The organism is Acinetobacter sp. Brlt_5 (genome assembly GCF_051949055.1).
Lineage (GTDB): Bacteria > Pseudomonadota > Gammaproteobacteria > Pseudomonadales > Moraxellaceae > Acinetobacter > Acinetobacter indicus.
Genome location: NZ_JAYJLP010000010.1, coordinates 15,649 through 38,544 on the forward strand (window position 1 = coordinate 15,649; position 22,896 = coordinate 38,544).

The following is a 22,896-nucleotide window of genomic DNA, read 5'->3' on the forward strand; positions in this document are numbered from 1 at the left end:
TAATTCAACAAAATATGCGCACATCTCAGCAAAAAAATACGGTTTTGGCTAGTCTTTGGGCCAGCGTTTTTGTAACGGCTTGGCCAGCCAGTGCGGATTTTTGGCAGAAAACTTGCCTTCATAATGCTGATAAATCGCGTCTAAATCCTGTTCATAATGCCCGGTCGGATAAAACACACCAAGAATATGAATGGTCTTATGCGCATAATCAAAAGAGAACATCACAATCGGAATTTGTGCGCCATAGGCAATATGATAAAAACCGCTGCGAATCTGCTCGGCCTGTTTGCGCGTGCCTTCCGGCGCCATCCCGACCCAGATCTGTTCACGTTGCCGGATAATTTCAATAATCTGCTGGGTATGGCCTTGCGACGCATGGCGAATTACCGGTACCACCCCAATCCATTCCAGCAGCGGTTTTAACGGTGTATTAAACAGGGTATGTTTGCCAAAAATGGTGACTTTCAGACCCAGTCCGAGCAGAGCAGCGAAGCCATGCCAGGCATCAATATTGGAGGTATGCGGGGAAATAATCGCCACTGCTTTGGGAAGGTTGGGAAATTCGCCTTTCAGCTGCCAGCCTTGGGCCAAAAAGAGCGATTTAAACAAGCCTCGGCTCAGGGCGCTGCCGCGGCCAGGCACCTGATCAGGTAAAACAGGAAATTGCTTGGTCATTGTTTTTATGTATTATCCTACTGAAACTCAGCCAAGTTTTACAAAATATTGCGACTTTATTCAATGGGTAAGCAGAGCAAAATACGCTTTCTTTTGAGCAGTTTTGCCTAGAGTCATCCGCTTGGCCTGAAATAAAAAGGAATGTCCGCTGCTATGCCGAATCTTTATCTGTTGCTGTTTTCCCTGTACTGGGCGCAAGGTCTGCCGGTAGGCTTTATGACCCATGCCTTGCCTGTGATTTTACGGGCACAAGGGGTATCACTGGCACATATTGGCGGTTTTGGTCTGTTAATGCTGCCCTGGTCGATTAAAATTTTCTGGGCGCCGTGGGTGGACCGTTTTGGCCGGAGCGCCCAGGGCCATTACCGTTCCTGGATTATTCCGACTCAGTTGCTGAGTGTCGTGGTGTTAATCGGGCTATCATTTATCCCGATTCAGGCCCTGAATGAACCGCTGTATTTGTTTGGCTTTTTTGTCGGACTGTTGCTGATGAATCTGGTCGGAGCCACGCAGGATATTGCCACCGACGGGCTGGCAGTGAATATTTTAACTGGCCAGCAGCAGCACTGGGGCAATACCTTTCAGGTGATTGGTTCACGGCTGGGCTTTATTGTTGGTGGGGGCGCCATGCTCTGGGCCCTGGACTGGCTGCACTGGCAGGCCACGTTCCTGATACTGGCACTGCTGGTATTTTTAAATACCTTGCCAATTTTACTGTATCGTGAACCGCAACATACAGCCAAAACAGCGCAGAAGACCACGCCTTTTTCCTGGCAGGTTGTGCGCCAGTATCTGGGTTATTTTCGCCAGAGCCGCAGCTTGGCACTATGGTTATGGGTGCTGCTCAGTTTTAAAATTGCCGATGGTTTATCTGGCCCACTACTCAAACCGTTAATGGTCGATTTGGGCTTAAGTTTTTCCCAGATTGGTATTTATGTGACCATGCTAGGGGCGTTTGCGGCGTTACTCGGTGCAGGTGTGGCCGGCTTATTGCTCAGGGTGATGTCACGTGCTCGGGCTTTAGTGTTGTTTTCAGTGTTGAAAGTACTGGCTTTAGCCGCCTATAGCTGGCTGGCCTATCAGTATGAACAGCAGCAGGCGGTAGCATTGTGGCTGATTTATCTGATTAATGCGCTGGAAGATGGTATTTCGGCGATGCTGCTGGTGGTGATGCTCACTTTGGTGATGCACTATAGCCGCAAACAGCTGGCCGGTACCGATTTTACCTTTCAGGTGGCGCTGATGGCTACCGTCAGTGGTGGGCTGTATAGCCTCAGCGGCATACTGGGCGATCAGCTTGGTTATGCACGCTATTTAATGATGATTAGCGGGATTGCGCTGCTGTGTCTGCTTCCGATTCTGGTCTGGGCCAGAAGCCTGCCAAAAGATGAGGCGCTTCAGCACAAATAAATCCTTAAAAAAGAAAAAAAGCGATCCTGGAGGGAATCGCTGGAGTCGTAACTGGTTTATAAAAAATAATGGCCTTCCACCTTGACCCACAGCCGTTTGCTGGATGAATAGTGGCTGTGCTGATGTTATGCAGTGAGGAGGGCACTTTCTTGGAATTGACCCTGAATATGGGCAGGGAGTGGTGTGCGATCCCGATGACAAGCAGTGTAGTGGCTGTTTATGACATATTTAAGACAGATGCAGGCGCTGACGTGCAGACTGTCGAATTCCTGTTCAATCAATTCATAGATCGACGCTCCTGATCAGAAAGACTGACTTTTGAATAAGCAAGATACTCATCAGCTGGTTTGGTTTAGATATTCCATTTTTAGTGATGAATCCTGTGATCAACTCGTCAATGACAAGTGGCGTTGGCTAAATCACAACGTCAATCATGCTTCATGCTGGTGCAGCTAAAATTCGAGGCCAATCCATCCCGGTAGAAAACTTAACATACCTAGTAAGACCGCGAAAATTCCATGCTAAAGCTGAGCTAAAAAATCGGCCAGCGCCAGCAGAATCGCTGATCTACTTCTTCAATACCTCATGTTGTTGCCGGTTGATTTAAGCAAAGCGTCATCAGTTTTATAAGTCGCTGATCCAGCAGCCAGAAAACTGTTAGTACCGGACTTATAAAAAAGCATCATCATCGAACTGGAAACCAAGGTGGGTTTGGGCGGCAACGTCGTGATTGATCAGTACAACTTGATAAGTCGATGCACCGGACAAGTCATTATCAGGCCATCAGGCTGAATTATAACGCTCAAAAACCGCTTTAATCAGATACAAAAGCAATAAGCAGTTGGAAGATTTGGTTTTGTCCTGCCGGCGCAGGTTACGGATGATCAAGGCTCTTTTGATGATGTGTTTTCAAGGTTGAAGAATGAAACGGAGTATTTTTGCAGCGACTGCACTTTTGAGTATGAATATGGCTTTTGCTGCCGAGGGCAGTCATTTTGACTGGAGCTATGCGGCACAGACTGCGCCGGATAAATGGAGCCAGTTAAAACCGGAATATCAGGCCTGCGCGGGCATGAATCAGGCGCCCATTAATATTGCCCAGACCACACCGGCACAGTTGCCGCCGTTAAAACTGAACTATGCGGCCAAGGCTAAAACCATTGTGAATAACCAGCGCACGGTTCAGGTCAATTTTGAACAGGGGAATCATTTGGAACTGGACCAGAAAGTCTTTGAGCTCAAGCAGTTCCATTTGCATAGTCCAAGTGAAAACACCATTCAGGGGCAAAGTTTTGCGATGGAGATGCATCTGGTACATGCCACACCTGCGGGTGAACTGGCGGTGCTGGCAATTATGTTTCAGGAAGGTCAGGAAAATCCGAAGCTGAAACAGCTGTGGCAGGAATTACCGCAGCAACCCGGTGAGGCCATTATTTTAAACCATCAGGATGTAGCCGCGGCATTTTTACCGGAGCAACGGGATTATTATCGTTTTAACGGCTCTTTAACCACGCCGCCGTGTACCGAAGGCGTGCGCTGGATTGTCTTCAAACAGATTCAGCAGGCCTCGAGACAGCAGATTCAGGCTTTTTCACAGCTGATGGAACATCCGAATAACTGGCCGGTACAGCCGACCAATGCGCGTCTGGTGCTGGAGTAATCGAATACGAAAAAAAAGCAGATCATCTGATCTGCTTCTTAATTTGGGATGTTTGGTTGTACGGATTAATGCAGGATTTTATCTAGGAACTGCTGGGCACGTTCACCGCGCTGGGTATTAAAGAATTCATCTTTGGTGCAGTCTTCGACAATTTTACCCTGATCCATAAAAATCACCCGGTTGGCGACCTGGCGGGCAAAGCCCATTTCATGGGTCACACACATCATGGTCATGCCTTCACGCGCCAGCTCGACCATTACGTCCAGTACTTCGGTAATCATTTCCGGGTCCAGCGCCGAGGTTGGTTCATCAAACAGCATGGCAATCGGGTCCATACTTAAGGCGCGGGCAATGGCAACCCGCTGCTGCTGCCCACCAGAGAGTTGCGCCGGAAATTTGTTCGCCTGCGAACTTAAACCAACCCGATCCAGATAGGCCAGCCCTTTCTGTTTGGCTTCAGTTTCCGAGCGGCCCAGTACTTTGATCTGGGCAATGGTCAGGTTTTCGGTAATGCTTAAATGCGGAAACAGCTCGAAATGCTGGAACACCATGCCGACGCGACTGCGCAGTTTGTTCAGATTGGTTTTCGGATCGCTAATTGAAATCCCATCAACCAGAATCTGGCCTTTTTGAAACGGCTCCAGACCATTTACGGTTTTAATCAAGGTCGATTTTCCCGAACCCGATGGTCCACATACTACCACCACTTCCCCTTGACGAATCTGGGTGCTGCAATCGGCCAGGACTTGAAAATCCTTATACCATTTGCTGACATTCTGGAGGTCAATCATAATCTTGGGTTCGGTCATACCGTCAGCCTCCTTTGTAGTTTTTTCACTGCATAGGTGGCGATTAAACTCACGCTAAAATACACCAGCCCGGCAAATAGAATATATTGGGTCAGCAGTGCCATTAAATCGCCGCGGACATAATTGGTACGGAAGAAATCCAGCAGGCCAATGGCATAAACCATGGTGGAGTCCTGAAACAGGATGATGGTCTGCTGTAACAGCAGCGGGGTCATTTTGCGAAAGGCCTGCGGCAAAATAATCAGCCGCATCGACTGGCCATAAGTCATGCCCAGCGCATAGGCAGCCGCAGTCTGACCTTTGGGAATGGACTGAATCCCGGCACGGACAATTTCAGAAAAGTAGGCCGCCTCAAATAGCATAAAGGCCACGATACTCGACACCAGCGCGGTATCAATGGTCAGGTAATTCCCGGTGAGGGCGGTGTAGAAAAACGGTACTGCAAAATAGAACCACATTAGCACCAGCAGCAAGGGAATCGAGCGGAACAGATTGACATAGCCTTGTGCAAACAGATTCAGTACGCGAATAGAAGACAGGCGCATTAACGCCAGCAGGGTGCCAATTAGAATACCGCCAATGGTCGCCATGACCAGCACTTTTAAGGTAATGGTAAAACCATGCCAGAGCGCCGGCCCGGACAGTTGTAAATCATTTAAAAATGCAGTGAGCCATTCCATTATTTTTCTCCTGCAATCAGGCCGGGAACACGTAAACGTTTTTCCAGCAGGTTCATGCCCTGAATCAGGCAAATATTAATCACAATAAAAATAACGGTGACAATGGTATAAATTTCAATGGTGTTTTGCGTGTACTCACTGATGGTTTTCATTTGCGAGATAATTTCAGCCACCCCGACCAGAGAGGCGACTGAGGTGTTTTTAACGCAGTTGGTCAGCTCCGAGCTTAACGGCGGCAAAATGGTGCGAAATGACTGCGGCAAAATTACATAGCGATATAACTGCGCGGTACTAAAACCCATGGCATAGCCGGCATTGATCTGTCCACGTGGCAGGGCTTCAATACCGGTGCGCACCTGTTCACAGACCCGTGCCGCGGTAAACAGTCCCAGCCCGATACTGGCTGAAATCAGCGCTGAAGTATGCGCGCCTAGATCATTCATCCACCAGCTTTTGATGGGCGCTGGCAGGAAATTGGGCACCACATAGAACCAGATGAACAGCTGGATCAGCAGCGGTACATTACGGAAAATGGTGACATAGGCGGTGCCAATCGTGCGGGCGGTTTTGCTGGGCAGGGTTCGCATAATCCCCAAAATGCTGCCCAGTAGCATGGCAATACTCCAGGCCACAATGGCAATCACCAGCAGCCAGCCCAGACCGGCGAGAATCCAGTGCAGATAGGTACTGTCGCCAATGCCGGTAGACTGAAACAGGACACCCCAGTTCCAACTATAATTCATACGTCCTCCTCAAAAACTCAGGTAAAGCATCCGTGTTTACCTGAGCCGGTTTATGTTGGAGTGTTACTGATCACGATCGTGCGGATTGGCAATCAGGTCTTTCAGCTGATCGGACATTTCAAAGTTCAGGTTGATGTTCTTCGGTGGAATTGGCTGCTGGAACCATTTGTTATACATCTGGTTGATTTCACCCGAGCTATAGGTGGCTTTAATGGCATCATCCACCACCTGTTTAAATTCAGTATCGCCTTTACGCAGCATACAGCCGTAAATTTCCTGAATTGGTGCCGTGCCGACAATTACCCATTTGTCTGGATCGGTGGCTTTGGATTTTTCACCGGCCAGCAGAATATCATCCATCATAAAGGCAGCGGCACGGCCACTTTGTAGCATCAGGAACGATTCGGCATGGTCTTTGGCTGAAATAATTTCGCCAATACCGAGTTCTTTTTCATGCTGGCGGATATAACGTTCAGAGGTGGTGCCAGCGGTGGTGACCAGTTTTTTGCCTTTTAAGTCAGCAAAATCCTGAATGCCGGAATCTTTGGCCGTCAGTAAACGTGAACCCACCTGGAAGAAACCGACCGAGAAAGCGACTTGCTGCTGGCGTTCCTGATTGTTGGTGGTCGAGCCACACTCTAAATCGACAGTCCCGTTAGAAACCAGTGGAATCCGGTTCTGGCTGGTGACCAGGTTGTAGCGGATTTTCAGATCTGGCATCTCCAGTTTCTGTTTTTGCGCTTCCACTACTTTTAGTTGCAGATCATGTGCATAACCGACTGGCTGATTTGGCGTATCGGCAATATAGGAGAAGGGAATGGATGAGTCACGATAACCCAGCACAATGGTGCCGGACTTTTTGATTTTCTCTAAGGTGCCTGAACTCGAGGCAGCGGCATTGGTGTTGCTATTGGCATCAGCTGGAGCTTTATTGTCACTACAAGCACTGAGGCCAAGCATGAATGCGCTGGCACAAAACAGGGAGGTGAGGGTGCGTTTAGAGGTCATGTACAAAACTCCTTTTGTATTGATTATTGGTCATTTGCTGTTATTCATGGCAATTCCAATCCTGGAACTGATTTATCAGGTAATGAAGCAAATGAGATTGTTTTAATTATCTCTGCACAACGGCATAGCTTCATCTTAAGCGAGATTTCCAGCATTGCTCAAGCGAAATTTTTAACCGTTTTGTTAATGATAAATCGTTATGAAATAACCACTTTTTAGATAAATAGCAGCAAAAAGCATGAATAAAATACAGCAGGAACTGTGCCAGTCTTGGGCCATTAAAGACCAAGATATGACCAAAGTTGAGATAAAACGGTTGGGCGAAGGTGGATGAACCGGCACAGAGATTTAAATCACGCGATTAATCTACCCGCAGGGTATTGATGGCTTCAGTCCAGTGACAGCTGTCACAACGCGGGCAGATCTGCTCGGCACTTTGCAAAAAATCGGTATAGCCACAGTATACGCAGGCGTAATGGGTATGCGGTTTAACGTCGGTGATTTCCTGACAGGCTTTGGGAAACAGGGGTAAACCGTACCGCACCTGATCATTGGAGAAAAACAGGATGCTAAACTTGCCATCATTTTCGAGTAAACCGACCCGTACCTGTCCCAGATGTTCGACCCCTTGCTGGCGCATTTCGGCAAAGAATTCATCATGCGACATTTTACCGCGTTTAATCTTTTCTAAGACCAGCTCACCATCTTCGACAATATACAGTGACTTGCCTTCCAGCAGATCTTCAAAGGGTTGGTATTTCATCATTAACCAGGTCACCAGACGATACAGGAAAATCACGATGCTCATGATTAGCAGGGCCTGAATCAGCGGCAGATCTTCGGTGAACATCGGGTCGCCGGCAATTGAACCCAGCGATAGAATAATCGCCAGTTCAAAAATTGACAGCTGGCGCACACCACGTTTTCCAGTCAGACGTAAAAAGATAATGATCATGCTGAACATGAGGATGGCACGCACGCTAATTTCAGCAGCAAAAGCCCAGGTGGTGTCATGAATAAAAATACTGGCCCAATCCATGTGAATGTCCTTTTTATAATCTGTTGGTCTTTGTTGATACTATGCATGAATTGCGGCGGCTGAATGTTTATAGTTGCGTAATGAACAGCAATGATTTGAGTGACTTGGTTAATTCAAAAAATTACCTGATCTGAAGCCACGTAATGTTAAGGCTTATTTGCTCAGGATTTTGCTTTGCTTCAGTTTTACTGAGATGAGTCAAAAAATACTTTCACATAAATCAGGTATAATTTCTCTTTTGCTTTATCTTCCCTATGCCTTTTGCGCTGAAAACCACGCCAAACATGGTGCTTGAAGTCTTACCACAGCATCAGAAGCTGAACCGTTTAATTGATGAGATTGAACAGCAGAAACAGTTATTGCTTGCATGGCAACATGCCCAAGATGACATTCGTGCCTATAGTCAAAAGGCGCTGATGCCTGCGTATCGTGAGTTATATAGCACTTTGTATGAACAGATGAAGACACTTTGGAATGGTCTAAGTAGTTATAGTTTCACGAAATCAAATACAGCATTGGTGGAAGATAAAATCCAAACTTTAGCGCGGTTACTACAAGGTTCACATTTGCTGAGTCAAAAGCAGTTAGATGAAGTGGAAAAAATGCATGTCTATTATCAGCAGGCAGATGAATACAGCAAGAAAAAAAACAAGAATAAAAATATAGACACTTTTGATGAGCCTGAAACTGAAACAGTCCAAGCCGATGATGTATTTGAAGATTGGAATAATGATCAATACCAACAAGCACGTGAGCAAGCCAAGTTAAAACGTCAGCAAGAAAAACAAGCGCAAGCTGAAAAGATGGTGAATCAATCACTCAAAACTGTGTATCTCAAGATTGCTTCCATCATTCACCCTGATCGTGAGTCCGATGAAGCTAAAAAAGAGGAAAAGACCGAGCTTTTACAACGTGCCAATGAAGCATACGAACAGGAAGATTTATTCTTTTTACTGAAACTTCAGCTTGAAGTTGAGCAAAGTAAAAACGGTTCAAACAAAGGTTTAAGCACAGAACAATTCAAGTTTTACCAACAGGCGTTAGAAGCACAAAGCCAGTCCTTAAAACAGCAGATGCAGGAATTGATTAACTCGCTTGTATGGTCAAATAAAGCCAAAATTGCGGTGCAAAAGTCCAAAGGGCAACTCAATATTGAGCAGTTGTATAAACAGATTGATGCGGATGTTTCGAACATGAAGCATCAGTTAAAAGCGGAGAAGCAACGGCTGAGTTTTATGGGGAAACAGAGTGGGCTAGGGATGTTGTTGGAGCATGGGGTTTTGTAAAGAATATAGTTTTTTTGAACTAAGCAAAAAGTTTGTATACTATTCATTATGCTAAAATATTACAGAAATTGAGATTAGCGTTGAAGTCAGTGAATGAGCAATTTAGATTTAAGCATTTATCAAACAAGTGAAAAATTATCGGCACAACAAAAAAAGTTTAATCGATTGCTTGAGAAAATTGAGCAATTACAAATGGTATTGGCGGACTGGCAACAAGCGCAAAAACAAGTTCAAGAGGATGCAAGAGATGAGCTATTACCTTTATATCGTCAGTGGCACCACGTTTTGTTCGCTCAATTAGAGACGCTTTGGCAATATAAAAATACGCATAAAATCGCAAAAACATATTTAGTGCGTTTAGATGAAAAAATTTCAATTTTAGCGAGTCAGCTGCTTAATAATCCGAATCTTTCTGAACAACAACATGAGTTGACGCTTATCATTGCTCAACATTATGAGCTGATAGAAGAAAGTGCTGATGCTGATGAAATGATGCAAAAACAAGCCATAAAAGAAATGATAGCAGACCAAATCGGGGTACCCGTAGCTTGGCTTGACTTTGATTTGGATCTCAATAATCTCGACGCGTTTATGGAAAAAGTAAAAGATAAATTAGATCGAGAAGAAGCAAATTTTATTCAAAATCAGCTTAATGAAGATGAGCGTGATGAATATCAAAAGTTTGCTGAAAAGGAAAAAAAGAAAATTTTAAAGAAGCAAACACAGCTTGAAGAAGCGAAAAAAATGGCAGGGCAATCTCTAAAAAGCATTTATTCAAAAATTGCTGCCTTAATTCACCCTGATCGAGAGCAAGATGAACAAAAGCGCATTGAAAAAACCGAATTATTACAGCAAGCAAATGCTGCATTAGAGGAAAAAGATTTGCTTACTCTTTTGAAATTGCGTGTTTTTACAGCGCAAGGTGATCAGGAACAGGCAACAAAAATCGCGAATGAGCATTTGAAATCTTATAATTTATTGTTGGAAGAGCAAGTAGAGAAATTGCAATTTGAAATAGATGATATTATTTATTCATTTGATTGGATCGGCTCTGGTTTTTACAAACAGCGTTTTAAACCTGTTGATTTGATAAAAAAATATCAACGCGATTTAGCAGATATTCAAGCAAAACTGTTAAGAGATGAAAAGCGTTTAAATGATTATAAGGATTTTGATTACTTAAAAATTTTACTGAAAAGCAGAGCATTTAGTTGGTCATTTGAGTAATTTTTAGCATTGATTGTCATTCAGAGCATCGTCATTTTGACGATGCTTTTTTATGCACTTTAACCCGCTGATTATTCGCCTTCGCCAAATCCATGCGTCACACTGCCACCGATGCAGAACATTTAATGTGGCAACTTCTACGCGCCAAGCGATTTATGAATCTTAAATTTCATCGTCTTATGTGATACAACTTATCAAGTGCTTATATAAGAGTGATAAAATTATATACTTGAAGCTATAGTAGTTAATAGCTGTTGTCGTTGTTCAATATTTGTCTCTAGTTCAAATAGGCTCTCGTACATCATTTTATCTTGCTCACTTTTTTGGTCATTCACAATTTTTTTAAGTTGATTGATATATTCTCTATTACCTGCGTGCAACATATTTACGTTATATCCCCATAATATCTTAGTGTACATAGCTTCTGATGGATCTAACTTATCTAATTTATTTTTATAAAGAGACGCCGCTGCTAAATAACAATCTTGTATTAAAGAAGGTGATTTGTTCAAAGACTCCATAAGCATGCATTGAAAATTTTTCAAATTTGGTCGTTTGTCTTTGCTTAGAATTTCTTCTATGAACTCATAAGCTCGATCAATTTCTCCAATGCGTAAATATGTATTAATCAGAATACGATTACGCTCTTTATCACTATTAATTTGCTCAAGTCTAGGAATTAAAGATTTAAGCTTTTGAGTGGTTTTTTTCTCATCATCTGAATTTTGAAATTCTAAAATAAGCGAGTTGTACTCTTCTATTACTTTTTTGCTTTCAATATTCAATTCCGCTGTTATATCTGTATTCTTAGAATTCTCTACTGCATTGTTAGTTGAGCTGTTACATGCGGTTGCTAAGCCTAGTGTTGTAAAAGATACTAATACTGGAATAAGAATTTTTTTCATAGGGTATTTATCTAGCAAAAGAAGTTAGAGTGAACGTATATTTTTTGTATGGAGGGATAGGGGTTACAAATCCCACACTGTCATTAGGTCGAGCGGTATAACCTAGCTCAAGCTCAACCTCAACTAAGCTAATATTAGGCTCTGGTAGCTTTATAGTACAACTACCTAATGGAATCTTTCCTTTCTCAGTATCCCAAACACCTGAACCTACTTGAAGTCTAGTTGTTCCGAAATTTTCACCTTGTCTTTTAATTGTTGCTTTTCCGTAGGGGTAAATTTTAGCACTATGTATAATTGGATTGGGATCCATCATTACACTTATAAAGAGATCTCTACCAGTTAAAACATAATTAAGAAAATAACTAACAGCTCCAGAAAGCCCTTGAACTCCCTCATCAAATGGCATGATGATAGCTCTGTGACTTATGAATACATTGGTTTGGTTTCTTTCAACATAGAATATTTTAGTTTTATCTTTTTGACTATTTAAATTGCTATAAAGATTATCATTAATTAAGTTAGATGAGCCTGAACTAACCAAACTATTACTAATTGAACTTGACCCTGCTCCTTGAGCCTTTCCAGCTAAGTTTTGTCCAGGAATAAAAGTGGCTCCACAGGTAGTTTTATCACCGGCCACAATCATTGCTTTACCATTAATGAGTACCAAACTATTAGCTGCTATAGCTGAAACCATTGTTTTGCATTTAGGGCAGTAGTGTTTCATACCTTGAAGATGAGCAGGTTTACCTTGAACTACAAAAGTATTATCAACTTCGGTTACCACTCCACCATGAGTTGTTTTATCACCTATTGTTATTGTTGCTTGCATTTAATAACTCAGATTTGATTAAACTATTGACAAAATTAATGTTATCTGTAAAAGGATTGTTATTATGATGTATATTTGTAACTTGTAAGTTACAAGATTTAATTTATCGAATGATTGAAGATCAATCATGTCTAACTGAGCATAGTTTTATCAAACTAGAATAAAAGTAATTAATTTATTTTAATAAAAAGGGAAGCTACATTGCGCTTCCCTTTCTTTAGATTAAATCATAACCCTTAAATCAAAGCGCTGCAATTTGCTCCATATTCGCTTTAATCTTCGCTAACTGATTAGCAAATTCAGCAAGTTTTACTTTCTCGCCTTCAACCACAGCGGCAGGTGCTTTTGCCACAAAACCTTCATTTGCAAGTTTAGTTGCAATTTGGTCATGCTGTTTTTGAACCTTGTCTAAGTCTTTTTGTAGACGACCCAATTCCGCTTTAGGGTCAATTAAGCCCTTCATTGGAACGAATACAGATACATGACCGACAACACTTGATGAAGACAATGGCGGTTGTTCAGCATCTGCAAGGAACGTAATGCTTTCAACTTTCGCCAAAGCTTTAAACAATGGTTCAATACGAGCAATCTGCGCTTTTTCTGCATCAGTGGTGTTTTGAAGAAGAACAGGCAATAAGCGAGCATTCCCTAGGCCCATTTCACCACGAATGTTACGTACCGCACCAATCAAACCTTGAAGCCATTGCATATCTGCTTCGGCTTGGTCATTGATAAGCGCTTGGTCAGCAACAGGGTATTGCGCCAACATAATCGTTTCGCCAACAATGTTCAGTTTCGGCGCAAGGGTTTGCCAGATTTCTTCAGTCAGGTAAGGCATCAACGGATGAGCCAAACGTAAAGACGCTTCCATGACCGCGAGCAATACACGACGTACTTCAGCTTTACGCTCTTCAGACACATTTTCATCGTTCAGAACCGGTTTGGTTAATTCAACATACCAGTCACAGTATTCATTCCAAATGAACTCGTAAATCGCTTGTGCAGCCAAGTCTAAACGATAGGTCGCAAAGGCTTGTTGAACCGCAGCTTCCGCTTTTTGTAGACGGCTGACAATCCACTGCTCAGGCAATTCCCAAAGGTCTTGACGAACGTCTTGACCAATTACTTGATCTTCGCAGTTCATCATTACGAAACGGGTTGCGTTCCAGATTTTGTTGGCGAAGTTACGGTAACCTTCAACACGCTTCATGTCGAACTTGATGTCACGACCGGTGTTGGCAAGCGCACAGAATGTGAAACGAACCGCATCTGTACCGTAAGACTGAATCCCTTCAGGGAATTCTTTACGGGTCGATTTTTCAATCTTCGCCGCTTGTTTCGGGTTCATCAAACCTGTGGTACGTTTTTGTACTAAAGTTTCAAGATCAACACCATCAATCAAATCTAATGGGTCAAGCACGTTACCCTTAGATTTAGACATCTTCTGACCTTCGCCATCACGTACCAAACCGTGTACATACACAGTTTTGAATGGTACTTGTGGCGTGCCATCTTCATTTTTCATGAAGTGCATCGTAAGCATGATCATACGAGCAACCCAGAAGAAGATGATGTCAAAACCTGTCACCAATACATCAGTCGGGTGGAAAGTATTTAAGAAATAGTTTTCTTTGTCTTTCGCTTCGTCACCTGTCCAACCTAAAGTTGAGAATGTCCAAAGACCAGAAGAGAACCATGTATCCAATACGTCTTCGTCTTGGTTCAATTCAACTTCAGGGGCAATACCGTTTTTCGCACGAACTTCTTCTTCGTTACGACCCACGTAAACATTACCTTCTGCATCGTACCAAGCAGGGATACGGTGACCCCACCACAATTGACGCGAGATACACCAGTCTTGAATATTATTCATCCACGCCATGTACATGTTGCTGTACTGCTCAGGCACGAATTTGATACGACCGTCTTGAACCGCTTCAATAGCAGGTTTCGCAAGCGGTGCAATTTTTACATACCATTGATCCGTCAATAACGGTTCAACGATGACACCTGAACGGTCACCGCGAGGTGGTTTCAAGGTGTATGGTTGAATTTGGTCTAACCAGTCTTCAGCTTCTGCTTGTTCGACTAACTTTTTACGTGCTTCAAAACGCTCTAAACCAATGTAGTCTACAGGGGCAGGAATGGTTTTAGAAATTTGCTCGCCCGCTTTCGCGATGTATTCAAACTCAGCCAACACTTCAGCATTTTTGTTGAAGATGTTGATGATTGGCAATTCGCAGCGTTTACCCACTTCATAGTCATTGAAGTCATGCGCAGGGGTAATTTTTACACAGCCGGTACCGAATTCTTTGTCGACATATTCATCTTTAACGATTGGAACCGCACGACCAGTAATTGGCAGGATGATATTTTGACCGACCAAGTGCGCATAACGTTCATCATCAAGGGCAACCGCAACCGCCGTATCACCGAGCAATGTTTCAGGACGCGTGGTTGCCACTACAATGTGATCTTTACCATCGTGAGTGCGAAGTGACTTATCTTCAAAGAAATATTTGAAGTGCCAAAGTGAACCTTGTTCTTCTTTATCAGACTCAACTTCTAGGTCAGAAAGGGCAGTTTGTAATTTAGGATCCCAGTTGACCAGGCGTTTACCGCGGTAAATCAAACCTTCTTCGTGCAGTTTCACAAACACTTCTTTCACTGCGTTGGATAAACCTTCATCCATGGTGAAGCGTTCACGTGACCAGTCCACAGAAGAACCTAAACGACGGATTTGACGGGTAATGTTACCGCCAGATTGTTCTTTCCATTCCCATACTTTTTCAATGAACTTTTCACGGCCTAAATCATGACGGCTAATGCCTTGTGCACCGAGCTGACGCTCTACCACCATTTGTGTTGCAATACCGGCGTGGTCAGTCCCCGGTTGCCATAAGGTATTTTTACCTGACATACGGTTATAACGGGTTAAGGCATCCATGATGGCATTGTTAAAACCATGACCCATGTGCAAGCTACCGGTGACGTTTGGTGGCGGAATCATGATACAGAAAGACTCGCCTTTTTCAGACGGTTTGAAGTAACCGCGCTCTTCCCACGTTTGGTACCATTTTTTCTCGATCTCGGTCGGATCGTAAGTTGTAGCAATATTTTGCGCTGAATCAGTCATAGTTCGAACAGATCAAAAGTAGATAAAAAATTGCATCTATTGTAGCAAAAAAAATGGCGACTTAGGCAGCCTGAATCATTGGCTTGTTTAAGCAATTGGCATCTGCACTTACTCGTCGTATGATGTAGGCAAATAACAATGCGCAAAGTTCGCAGAACAACGACGAAAAAAAGCGAGAACAACAATGACCTATTCAATCGCACTAAAATTAAGCCCAGCTACCTATCAGCGTTTTCAGCAGTTACATCAACAGTTTAACCAGGGTAATCCGCACAGTCTGGCCAAGCCTTTAGGCGAGGTGCTGTCACATATTTCCTGTGAAATTGTCGATCAGGTGTTTGGTGAAATTGCCCGGACCAGCAGCTCGCCCGACCGTGAATCGGAAAAGATTGTGCAGCAGGTGATGGATACCGTGCAAAAATATATGCCATGGTCGGTGTCATTTTTTGGCAATGACCGTCTGGTGCCGATGGTGAATTATCTGCAACAGAAAACCTATGAAAAAGAGGGGCAGGCCTATGTGGCCTATCCGGTCGATAATGTGCTGATTAAAGAAACCTTGGGTTGTGTCGAACAAATCCGGCAGGGCAATAGTGCTTATATTCAGCCGGCCTTTCGGGCTTTTACCCAGATTGTCGATCAGGGCGTGACCAGTCTGGTCCGCGAGCCAAAGAAAATGCTGAAGTTTAATTTTATGGTCGATAAAACCCTGACCGGGGTGATTCAGTTGACTACCCAGCTTGGCTATAAGCGGCTGGAAAAACTCGGCACCCAGTTTGATACCCGTGTAACGGAACAGTATTTCAATCATTTTCTGGGCTTTGTGGGCAATGACCCGCAGCCAGAGCGCGGTTACACTGATATTCATCACAACAAATGAACGTATAGAGGGACAGATTCATGGCCAAGCAGGATTTAACAGGAAAAGTGGTGTGGATTACCGGGGCATCTTCCGGATTGGGCAAAGCCTTGGCCAAAGAATGTGCCTTGCAAGGTGCCGACGTCATTCTGACCGCACGCCGTTATGAAGAACTGGAAAAGGTGCGCGTGACTTTACTGAACCCGGAACGCCATGTGTCAGTTTGTGCCGATATTACCGATGAATCACAGGTACGGCATGCTTATGCGCAGGTGTTAGCGGCCAAAGGCCGGATAGACTGGCTGATTAACAATGCCGGTCTCAGCCAGCGCGCGCTGATTCAGGACACCACCATGCAGACAGAACGTGCCATTATGGAAGTCGATTATTTCTCGCAGGTGTTCCTGACCAAAACCGTGTTACCGACCTTTATTGCCCAGAAATCGGGACGGATTGCCTTTGTCTCTAGTGTCGCCGGTTTGCTCGGCACCCAGTACCGTGCCTCTTATTCGGCGGCCAAAGCCGCAATTCATATGTGGGCCAACAGTTTGCGTGCGGAAGTGGCGCAAGAGGGTGTCAAAGTTTCGGTAATTTTCCCCGGCTTTGTCAAAACCAATGTGTCCTTTAATGCCTTAAATGGCGAAGGCAAACCGCAGGGCCATCAGGATGAAGCAATTGAAAATGGTCTGGAGCCGGACCTGTTTGCTCAGACCACGGTCAGTGCCTTGCTGGCGGGAGAGGAATATATTGTGGTTGGTGGCGCCAAGGAAAAACTGGGGGTTTGGGTGTCGCGTTTATCGCCAAGTACGCTGTATAAAATGATCCGTAAAATGAAGGTGAAGTAATACGTTCCAGAGCATTTGACGAGATGAAGACAGATCAGGCCATCAGCTTATTTCTTGATGGCCGTCCCATACGCAAACACTTCCACCATCCCACCTTGCATCCCCAGTTCGGTGGTGCTTAAACGCAGGCCTAAAATCTGGGTGGCGCCCATTTTCTCGGCTTCCAGCTTTAAGCGTACAATTGCTTCGCGGCGCGCACGTTCCACCACACTTTCATAACTGGTCAGGCGGCCACCGAGTAAATTCTGTACATTGGCAATCGCATATTTAAAGTAATCATGTGAAATCACTACATTGCTGCTGACCAGTTGGCCGGGTAGGTCAGTGCTTTTAAAGCGGCTACTGTCGAGCTGGATATAGGTCAGTTGCTGTTCCTGTTCGGCCAGATATTGAAAATGCTTGCGTTCGTTATAACGGCCAAAACCAAAGCCAACGGCAAACAGTACCGCAAAAATCAGCAGCTGCAGAAGCAATCCATCCATGACTTAGTCCTGTGCAGGGAAGGGATCAGGCAGTTTTGGCATGATTGGATCGACAATCACCGCCGTGCCATAAACAAAAAGTTCAGATGCACCTTGGGCAATGTTGGAGGTGGAAAAACGGATTCCGACAATCGCATTGGCCCCCATGCTGCGCGCTTTGTCGATCATCCTGTTCATGGCTTCCTGACGCGATTCTTCCAGCAGTTCGGTATAGGCTGTCAGCTCACCACCGACAATATTTTTCAATCCGGCCAGCAGGTCACGGCCGACATGCTTGCTGCGTACCGTGCTGCCATATACCACATCAATTTGCTGGCGAATGGTGTGTCCGGGTACAGATTCCAAATTACTCAGTAACATGTGATGACCAATAACAATAGATTGCTGATGAAGATAGAAAAACTGCGGGCAAAATGCAATCAAAACATCTCTTTTACAGTTTTATACGGGCAGATGTGTATCCAGTCCTTTGGCGAGTCACTACAAGCAAAACAGGATTTCTTTGCTTTGCTCATCACTCTATCGAGCTACTTTTATTTAATGGATGATCCAGGCACATCATCAGGCAAAGAAAAAGCCAGTCAGCGCGGGGCTCACTGGCTTGATTATCAAGCGATAAGAATGAAATCACCCTGCTGCTTGAGGCTACAACTCAGACAATCTTATTGCTGAGCAGCGCGGCGTTGTTCTGCCACAGACGGCTGCTGGGTCACTTGATCTGAAGTGTTAGCTTTCAGGCCGCCACCTAAGGTTTTATACAGTTCCACCTGATTGTTCAAATTGGCCTGTTCCAGCAATAATAGCCCTTGCTCGGCCGCATAAGAGGCACGCTGTGCATCCAGTACGGTTAGATAGCTGTCAATGCCGGCACGGAAACGGGCTTCCGACAGACGATAGGTGGTATTGGTGGCTTCCACCAGACGGCGCTGTGCGGCAATCCGGTCACCAATATTTTCACGCACTGCCAAGGCATCATTCACTTCACGGAAAGCGGTCTGAATCGACTTTTCATAATCTGATAGCGCAATCTGCTGATCGGTTTCTGAAATGCGGATATTGGCCTGACGTGTGCCCCAGTCAAAGATTGGAATATCCAGACTTGGACCAATTGACCAGACAAAGTTGCCTGATTTGAACAGGTCACTTAAATCGGCCGAGGCATAACCGGCTGAACCGGTCAGGCTGATGGTCGGGAACAGACGGGCACGCGCTGCGGCAATATTGGCACCTGCGGCAGACAGACGGTATTCCGCTGCACGAACATCGGGACGGTTTACCAGCAGATCACTTGGTAAGCCGGCACCAATTGCAGTATTGGAGGTAATGCGGGTAATACGCTGTGCCGGCAGCAGATTGGCCGGAACCGGTTGACCCACCAGCAGATTCAGCAGGTTCTGTGCCTGCGCCACCTGAGTCTTATAGTTGGCCACATCATTACGTGCGGTTTCGACTGAAATTTGCGCCTGACGTACCGGAAGTTCACTGTCGATGCCAACGTCAAAACGTTTTTTGTTCAGGTTATACGATTCAAGCTGGGCCTTTAAAGTTTGCTCGGCCAGTTTCAGGTTGGCATTGGCAAAGGAATAGCTGAGCCAGGCCTGAGACACCTGACCAATCAGGGCAATTTGCGTGGCATCACGGGCACTTTGGGTGGCCAGGAAATTATCCAGTGCATTGTCACGCAGGCTGCGGACCCGACCCCAGAAATCCAGCTCATAGGCGGTGACCCCTAAACCTACGTTATAGGAGGTGCTTGGGCCACGACCCTGATTGCTCATGGTGTCCTGACGTAACACGCTGCCACTGGCGCCAATGGTCGGTAACTGGTTATTTTCAGTAATCTGGTACTGTTGCTGGGCACGCTGGATGTTCAGCGCCGCAGTACGTAAATCACGGTTATTGGTTAAGGCCAGATCCAGCACCTGTAGCAGGCGCTGATCGGCAAAGAAATCTTTATAACCCTGTTCTGCAACAGAGCTTCCGGAAGCATTGCTATAGCTGCTCGGAATATTCGCCTGAGCAACCGGCTCTGGCCCGCGCATACTCTGACAGGCTGTCAAAGCAAGCGCAAGGGCAGAAACCGCAATACCACGGCCTGTAAGAGACCATAAGTTTTGCATCACGATACATGCTCCTGATGATTTTGTTGTTTTGGTTTGTATTTAAAGATACTTCGAATCCACACGTAGAATACCGGGATAAAGAAGATACCCAACAAGGTCGAACTGATTACGCCGCCCAGAACACCATAACCGACCGAGTGCTGGCTACCTGCACCGGCACCTGAAGACAGGGCCAGCGGAAGTACACCAAAACCGAAGGCTAAAGTGGTCATGATAATTGGACGTAAACGCATTTTTGCCGCATGTAAAGTGGCTTCAAACAGGTCTTCACCTTTTTCCTGCAACTCTTTGGCGAATTCGACAATCAGGATCGCGTTTTTCGCAGACAGACCAATCACCGCAATAATCGCCACCTGGAAGTAGATGTTATTGGACAGGTTCGGGTTCTGGAACAGCACCATCCCGCTGAAGGTCAGGAACAGGGCACCGACAATACCTAATGGTACGACCAGTAATACCGAGAACGGAATTGACCAGCTTTCATACAGCGCTGCCAGACACAGGAAGACAATTAACAATGACAGGGCATACAGGAATGGTGCCTGATCACCCGATTCACGTTCTTCCAGTGACAGACCGGTCCATTCATAGTCGAAACCTTGCAAGCCCATGTCTGGCAGCTTGGCAATAATTTCTTCCATGGCCACCATCGCATCACCCGAGCTGACGCCAGGCGCTGGTGTACCCTGAATGTTCATGGAGGATACGCCGTTATAACGCTCTAAACGTGGTGAACCATAAGTCCATTCACCGGTTGCAAAGGCCGAGAATGGTACCATTTCGCCGCGGTTATTACGTACATACCATTGATCGAGGTCTTCCGGCATCATACGTGAGCCTGCTTCACCCTGAACATAGACTTTCTTGACACGACCGCGGTCGATAAAGTCATTGATGTACGAACCACCCCAGGCCATGCCCATGGTGCTGTTAATTTCAGCAATACTCACGCCCAAGGCACCGGCCTGCGCATGGTCCACAATCACGCGGTACTGTGGTGTATCTTCCTGACCATTTGGACGAACCCCGGCCAGACGTGGATCTTTGGCTGCTTCACCTAAAATGATGTTACGTGCCATGGTCAGTTTTTCATGACCCTGACCGCTGGCATCTTTCAGCTGCAGGTTAAAGCCGGCACTCACGCCCAGTTCAGGCATGGCAGGCAATTGCAGTGGCATGATGTAAGAAGCATCTTTAACAATCATGTTCAGTGCCATACCACGCTGGATAATCGCACCGACCTGAGATTCTGGCGAAGTACGTTCTGACCAGTCTTTCAGCTTAATGAAGGCCAGACCTGCGTTTTGTCCAACCCCGGTGAAGGAGAAGCCGGCCACACTAAACACAGACTCGACATGCTCTTTCTCATTTTCCAGGAAGTAGTTGGTCATGGTGCTGACGACTTTGTCAGTCCGTTCCAGACTGGCATTTGGTGGCAATTGCACCAGTGTCATCACCACACCTTGGTCTTCATCCGGTAGGAATGAAGATGGCAGTTTCTGGAATAACAGCACAATCACAACCAGCACTGCACCGTAAATAATTCCGGAGAAAATCTTGCTGTGGGTCATACGGTTCACACCGCCCTGATATTTCACCGACAGCTTGTCAAAGCTGCGGTTAAACCAGCGGAAGAAACGCGCAAACAGACCGTTGCTTTCTGGCTTGTTCGGATCATGCTGTTTCAGCATGGTCGCACACAGGGCAGGGGTAAAGGTTAAGGCTACAATCAGCGACAGTACCATTGCCGTGACCAGGGTCACCGAGAACTGACGATAAATCACCCCGGTCGTACCACCGAAGAATGCCATTGGTACGAATACCGCAGACAGCACCGAGGTAATCCCGATTAACGCGCCAGAAATCTGTTTCATTGACTTTTCAGTGGCTGCCACAGGGTCGAGATGTTCTTCGACCATGACACGTTCCACGTTTTCCACCACGACAATCGCGTCATCGACCAGCAAACCAATCGCCAGAACCATCGCAAACATGGTCAGGGTGTTAATCGAGAAGCCGAACATGTTGATGACGGCAAAGGTCCCCAAGACCACCACCGGTACGGCCATGGTTGGAATAATAGTGGCGCGCCAGTTCTGCAGGAACAGGAACATCACCAGGAATACCAGAATAATCGCTTCAATTAAGGTTTTAACAACACTCTTAATCGACAATTCAATAAATGGTGTGGTGTCAAAGGCCAGCTGATCGACCATCCCTTGCGGGTAGTTTGGACGTAACAGCTTTAAGCGCTCTTCAACGGCTTGGGCGGTATCCAGCGCGTTGGCACCAGTTGCCAGTTTAATCGCAACACCACCGGCAGGTTTGCCGTTGAATTTGGAATCAAACTGATAGTTGTCTGCACCGAGTTCTACACGAGCTACATCACCCAGACGCACCTGTGCACCTGAAGCAGTATTTTTCAGGAAGATATTGCTGAACTGTTCTGGGGTTTGCAGCAGGCTTTGTGCCGTTACGGTTGCGTTGAGCACCTGACCTTCTATGGCGGGTGCACCACCTAACTGACCGACAGCGACCTGGGCATTCTGGGTACGAATGGCTGTGGCAATATCACTTGGGGTGACTTGCAGGCTGGCCATTTTGGCTGGGTCCAGCCAGATGCGCATTGCATAGGAACCACCAAACACCTGAACTTCACCGACCCCCGCCACACGGCTTAAGGGTTCAGAAATATTGGAGTTAACATAGTCTTTGATGTCATTTGCTGACATGCTGCCATCAGGCGAATAGAAGGCCAGAACTTGCAGGAAGCTGGCGCCTGATTTGGTGACCCTCACCCCTTGACGCTGGACATCTTCCGGCAGCAGGGCGGTGGCAGACTGTAATTTGTTCTGTACCTGAACCTGGGCGATGTCAGGATCGACGCCTTGTTCAAAGTTCAGCGCAATAGACGCAGAACCGTTACCGGCACTGTTCGATGAAATATAACGCAAGCCATCGAGACCATTCATCTGCTGTTCAATAATCTGGGTCACTGTGTTTTCAACTGTTTCAGCCGAAGCACCCGGATAAGTCGCAGAAATGGTGACCGTTGGCGGCGCAATGGTCGGATACTGGGCAATGGGCATATTGGACAGGGTCAGAATACCCGCCAACATGATCACCAGTGCAATCACCCATGCAAAAATCGGGCGATGAATAAAAAATTGAGCCATT

Annotated in this window: 20 protein-coding genes and 1 pseudogene; 8 read left to right on the forward strand and 13 right to left on the reverse strand. The window is 45.7% G+C overall.

The window, feature by feature from the left end:
- Positions 1-48: 48 nt before the first annotated feature.
- Positions 49-675: a 1-acyl-sn-glycerol-3-phosphate acyltransferase gene (locus tag VF685_RS08215; protein WP_286384970.1), complete on the reverse strand. Its 627-nt coding sequence runs from the start codon at positions 673-675 to the stop codon at positions 49-51.
- Between the two features lie 153 nt (positions 676-828).
- Here VF685_RS08215 and VF685_RS08220 point away from each other — a divergent pair, with 153 nt between their 5' ends.
- Together VF685_RS08220 and VF685_RS08225 are read left to right on the forward strand one after the other, a co-directional pair.
- Entirely contained in the window at positions 829-2,085 is a 1,257-nt protein-coding gene (locus VF685_RS08220) for an MFS transporter (protein ID WP_168396348.1), read from the forward strand.
- A 922-nt stretch (positions 2,086-3,007) separates the two neighbouring features.
- Positions 3,008-3,745: a carbonic anhydrase gene (locus VF685_RS08225; protein ID WP_127798721.1), complete on the forward strand. Its 738-nt coding sequence runs from the start codon at positions 3,008-3,010 to the stop codon at positions 3,743-3,745.
- Between the two features lie 65 nt (positions 3,746-3,810).
- Here VF685_RS08225 and VF685_RS08230 read toward each other — a convergent pair whose 3' ends face one another.
- The 5 genes from VF685_RS08230 to VF685_RS08250 form a co-directional block, all read right to left on the reverse strand.
- Positions 3,811-4,536 (reverse strand): amino acid ABC transporter ATP-binding protein, encoded by a 726-nt coding sequence (locus VF685_RS08230; RefSeq protein ID WP_171457064.1) that lies wholly within the window; start codon positions 4,534-4,536, stop codon positions 3,811-3,813.
- A 14-nt stretch (positions 4,537-4,550) separates the two neighbouring features.
- On the reverse strand, positions 4,551-5,234 hold the full coding sequence (locus VF685_RS08235; protein ID WP_005176046.1) for an ABC transporter permease subunit: 684 nt from the start codon (positions 5,232-5,234) through the stop codon (positions 4,551-4,553).
- Complete coding sequence (locus VF685_RS08240; protein WP_005176049.1) at positions 5,234-5,977, reverse strand: amino acid ABC transporter permease; 744 nt, start codon at positions 5,975-5,977, stop codon at positions 5,234-5,236. The genes VF685_RS08235 and VF685_RS08240 overlap by 1 nt, the downstream gene beginning before the upstream one ends.
- Before the next feature lie 63 nt (positions 5,978-6,040).
- Positions 6,041-6,985 carry a transporter substrate-binding domain-containing protein gene (locus VF685_RS08245; RefSeq protein ID WP_440203605.1) on the reverse strand — a complete coding sequence of 315 codons (945 nt, stop codon included), beginning with the start codon at positions 6,983-6,985 and terminating at the stop codon, positions 6,041-6,043.
- Between the two features lie 361 nt (positions 6,986-7,346).
- Entirely contained in the window at positions 7,347-8,024 is a 678-nt protein-coding gene (locus tag VF685_RS08250) for a DUF421 domain-containing protein (RefSeq protein WP_005176055.1), read from the reverse strand.
- A 254-nt stretch (positions 8,025-8,278) separates the two neighbouring features.
- Here VF685_RS08250 and VF685_RS08255 point away from each other — a divergent pair, with 254 nt between their 5' ends.
- From VF685_RS08255 to VF685_RS08265, 3 genes and pseudogenes are all read left to right on the forward strand, one after another.
- On the forward strand, positions 8,279-9,310 hold the full coding sequence (locus tag VF685_RS08255; protein ID WP_205779549.1) for a molecular chaperone DnaJ: 1,032 nt from the start codon (positions 8,279-8,281) through the stop codon (positions 9,308-9,310).
- Between the two features lie 93 nt (positions 9,311-9,403).
- The gene (locus VF685_RS08260) at positions 9,404-10,537 is read left to right on the forward strand and encodes a molecular chaperone DnaJ (RefSeq protein ID WP_168396346.1); all 1,134 of its coding nucleotides are present in this window, start codon (positions 9,404-9,406) and stop codon (positions 10,535-10,537) included.
- 71 nt (positions 10,538-10,608) lie between these two features.
- Positions 10,609-10,713, forward strand: a pseudogene (locus tag VF685_RS08265) (DUF559 domain-containing protein); the annotation flags it as partial.
- 45 nt (positions 10,714-10,758) lie between these two features.
- Here the strand turns inward: VF685_RS08265 and VF685_RS08270 are convergent.
- From VF685_RS08270 to VF685_RS08280, 3 genes are all read right to left on the reverse strand, one after another.
- On the reverse strand, positions 10,759-11,442 hold the full coding sequence (locus VF685_RS08270) for a hypothetical protein (RefSeq protein WP_127799664.1): 684 nt from the start codon (positions 11,440-11,442) through the stop codon (positions 10,759-10,761).
- Between the two features lie 7 nt (positions 11,443-11,449).
- Complete coding sequence (locus tag VF685_RS08275; protein ID WP_127799662.1) at positions 11,450-12,274, reverse strand: PAAR domain-containing protein; 825 nt, start codon at positions 12,272-12,274, stop codon at positions 11,450-11,452.
- A 241-nt stretch (positions 12,275-12,515) separates the two neighbouring features.
- Entirely contained in the window at positions 12,516-15,410 is a 2,895-nt protein-coding gene (locus VF685_RS08280; protein ID WP_163146065.1) for a valine--tRNA ligase, read from the reverse strand.
- Positions 15,411-15,594: 184 nt separating this feature from the next.
- Between VF685_RS08280 and VF685_RS08285 the strand changes: the two genes are divergently transcribed.
- Both VF685_RS08285 and VF685_RS08290 read left to right on the forward strand, forming a co-directional pair.
- Positions 15,595-16,290 carry a hypothetical protein gene (locus VF685_RS08285; RefSeq protein ID WP_045795821.1) on the forward strand — a complete coding sequence of 232 codons (696 nt, stop codon included), beginning with the start codon at positions 15,595-15,597 and terminating at the stop codon, positions 16,288-16,290.
- A 20-nt stretch (positions 16,291-16,310) separates the two neighbouring features.
- Positions 16,311-17,114, forward strand: a complete 804-nt coding sequence (locus VF685_RS08290) for an SDR family NAD(P)-dependent oxidoreductase (protein ID WP_075167550.1) — start codon at positions 16,311-16,313, stop codon at positions 17,112-17,114.
- Between the two features lie 47 nt (positions 17,115-17,161).
- Here the strand turns inward: VF685_RS08290 and VF685_RS08295 are convergent, their stop codons facing one another.
- Both VF685_RS08295 and VF685_RS08300 read right to left on the reverse strand, forming a co-directional pair.
- Positions 17,162-17,596 (reverse strand): YbjQ family protein, encoded by a 435-nt coding sequence (locus VF685_RS08295; protein ID WP_127799656.1) that lies wholly within the window; start codon positions 17,594-17,596, stop codon positions 17,162-17,164.
- A 3-nt stretch (positions 17,597-17,599) separates the two neighbouring features.
- Complete coding sequence (locus VF685_RS08300; protein WP_005176080.1) at positions 17,600-17,956, reverse strand: YbjQ family protein; 357 nt, start codon at positions 17,954-17,956, stop codon at positions 17,600-17,602.
- Positions 17,957-17,959: 3 nt separating this feature from the next.
- Between VF685_RS08300 and VF685_RS08305 the strand changes: the two genes are divergently transcribed.
- Positions 17,960-18,268 (forward strand): hypothetical protein, encoded by a 309-nt coding sequence (locus VF685_RS08305; RefSeq protein WP_127799654.1) that lies wholly within the window; start codon positions 17,960-17,962, stop codon positions 18,266-18,268.
- Here the strand turns inward: VF685_RS08305 and adeK are convergent.
- On the reverse strand, positions 18,259-19,716 hold the full coding sequence (adeK, locus tag VF685_RS08310) for a multidrug efflux RND transporter AdeIJK outer membrane channel subunit AdeK (RefSeq protein ID WP_005176082.1): 1,458 nt from the start codon (positions 19,714-19,716) through the stop codon (positions 18,259-18,261). The two genes, VF685_RS08305 and adeK, sit on opposite strands and share 10 nt — an antisense overlap.
- The gene (locus tag VF685_RS08315) at positions 19,716-22,895 is read right to left on the reverse strand and encodes an efflux RND transporter permease subunit (protein ID WP_016659891.1); all 3,180 of its coding nucleotides are present in this window, start codon (positions 22,893-22,895) and stop codon (positions 19,716-19,718) included. Before VF685_RS08315 ends, adeK begins: the two co-directional genes overlap by 1 nt.
- Between the last annotated feature and the right edge of the window lies 1 nt (position 22,896).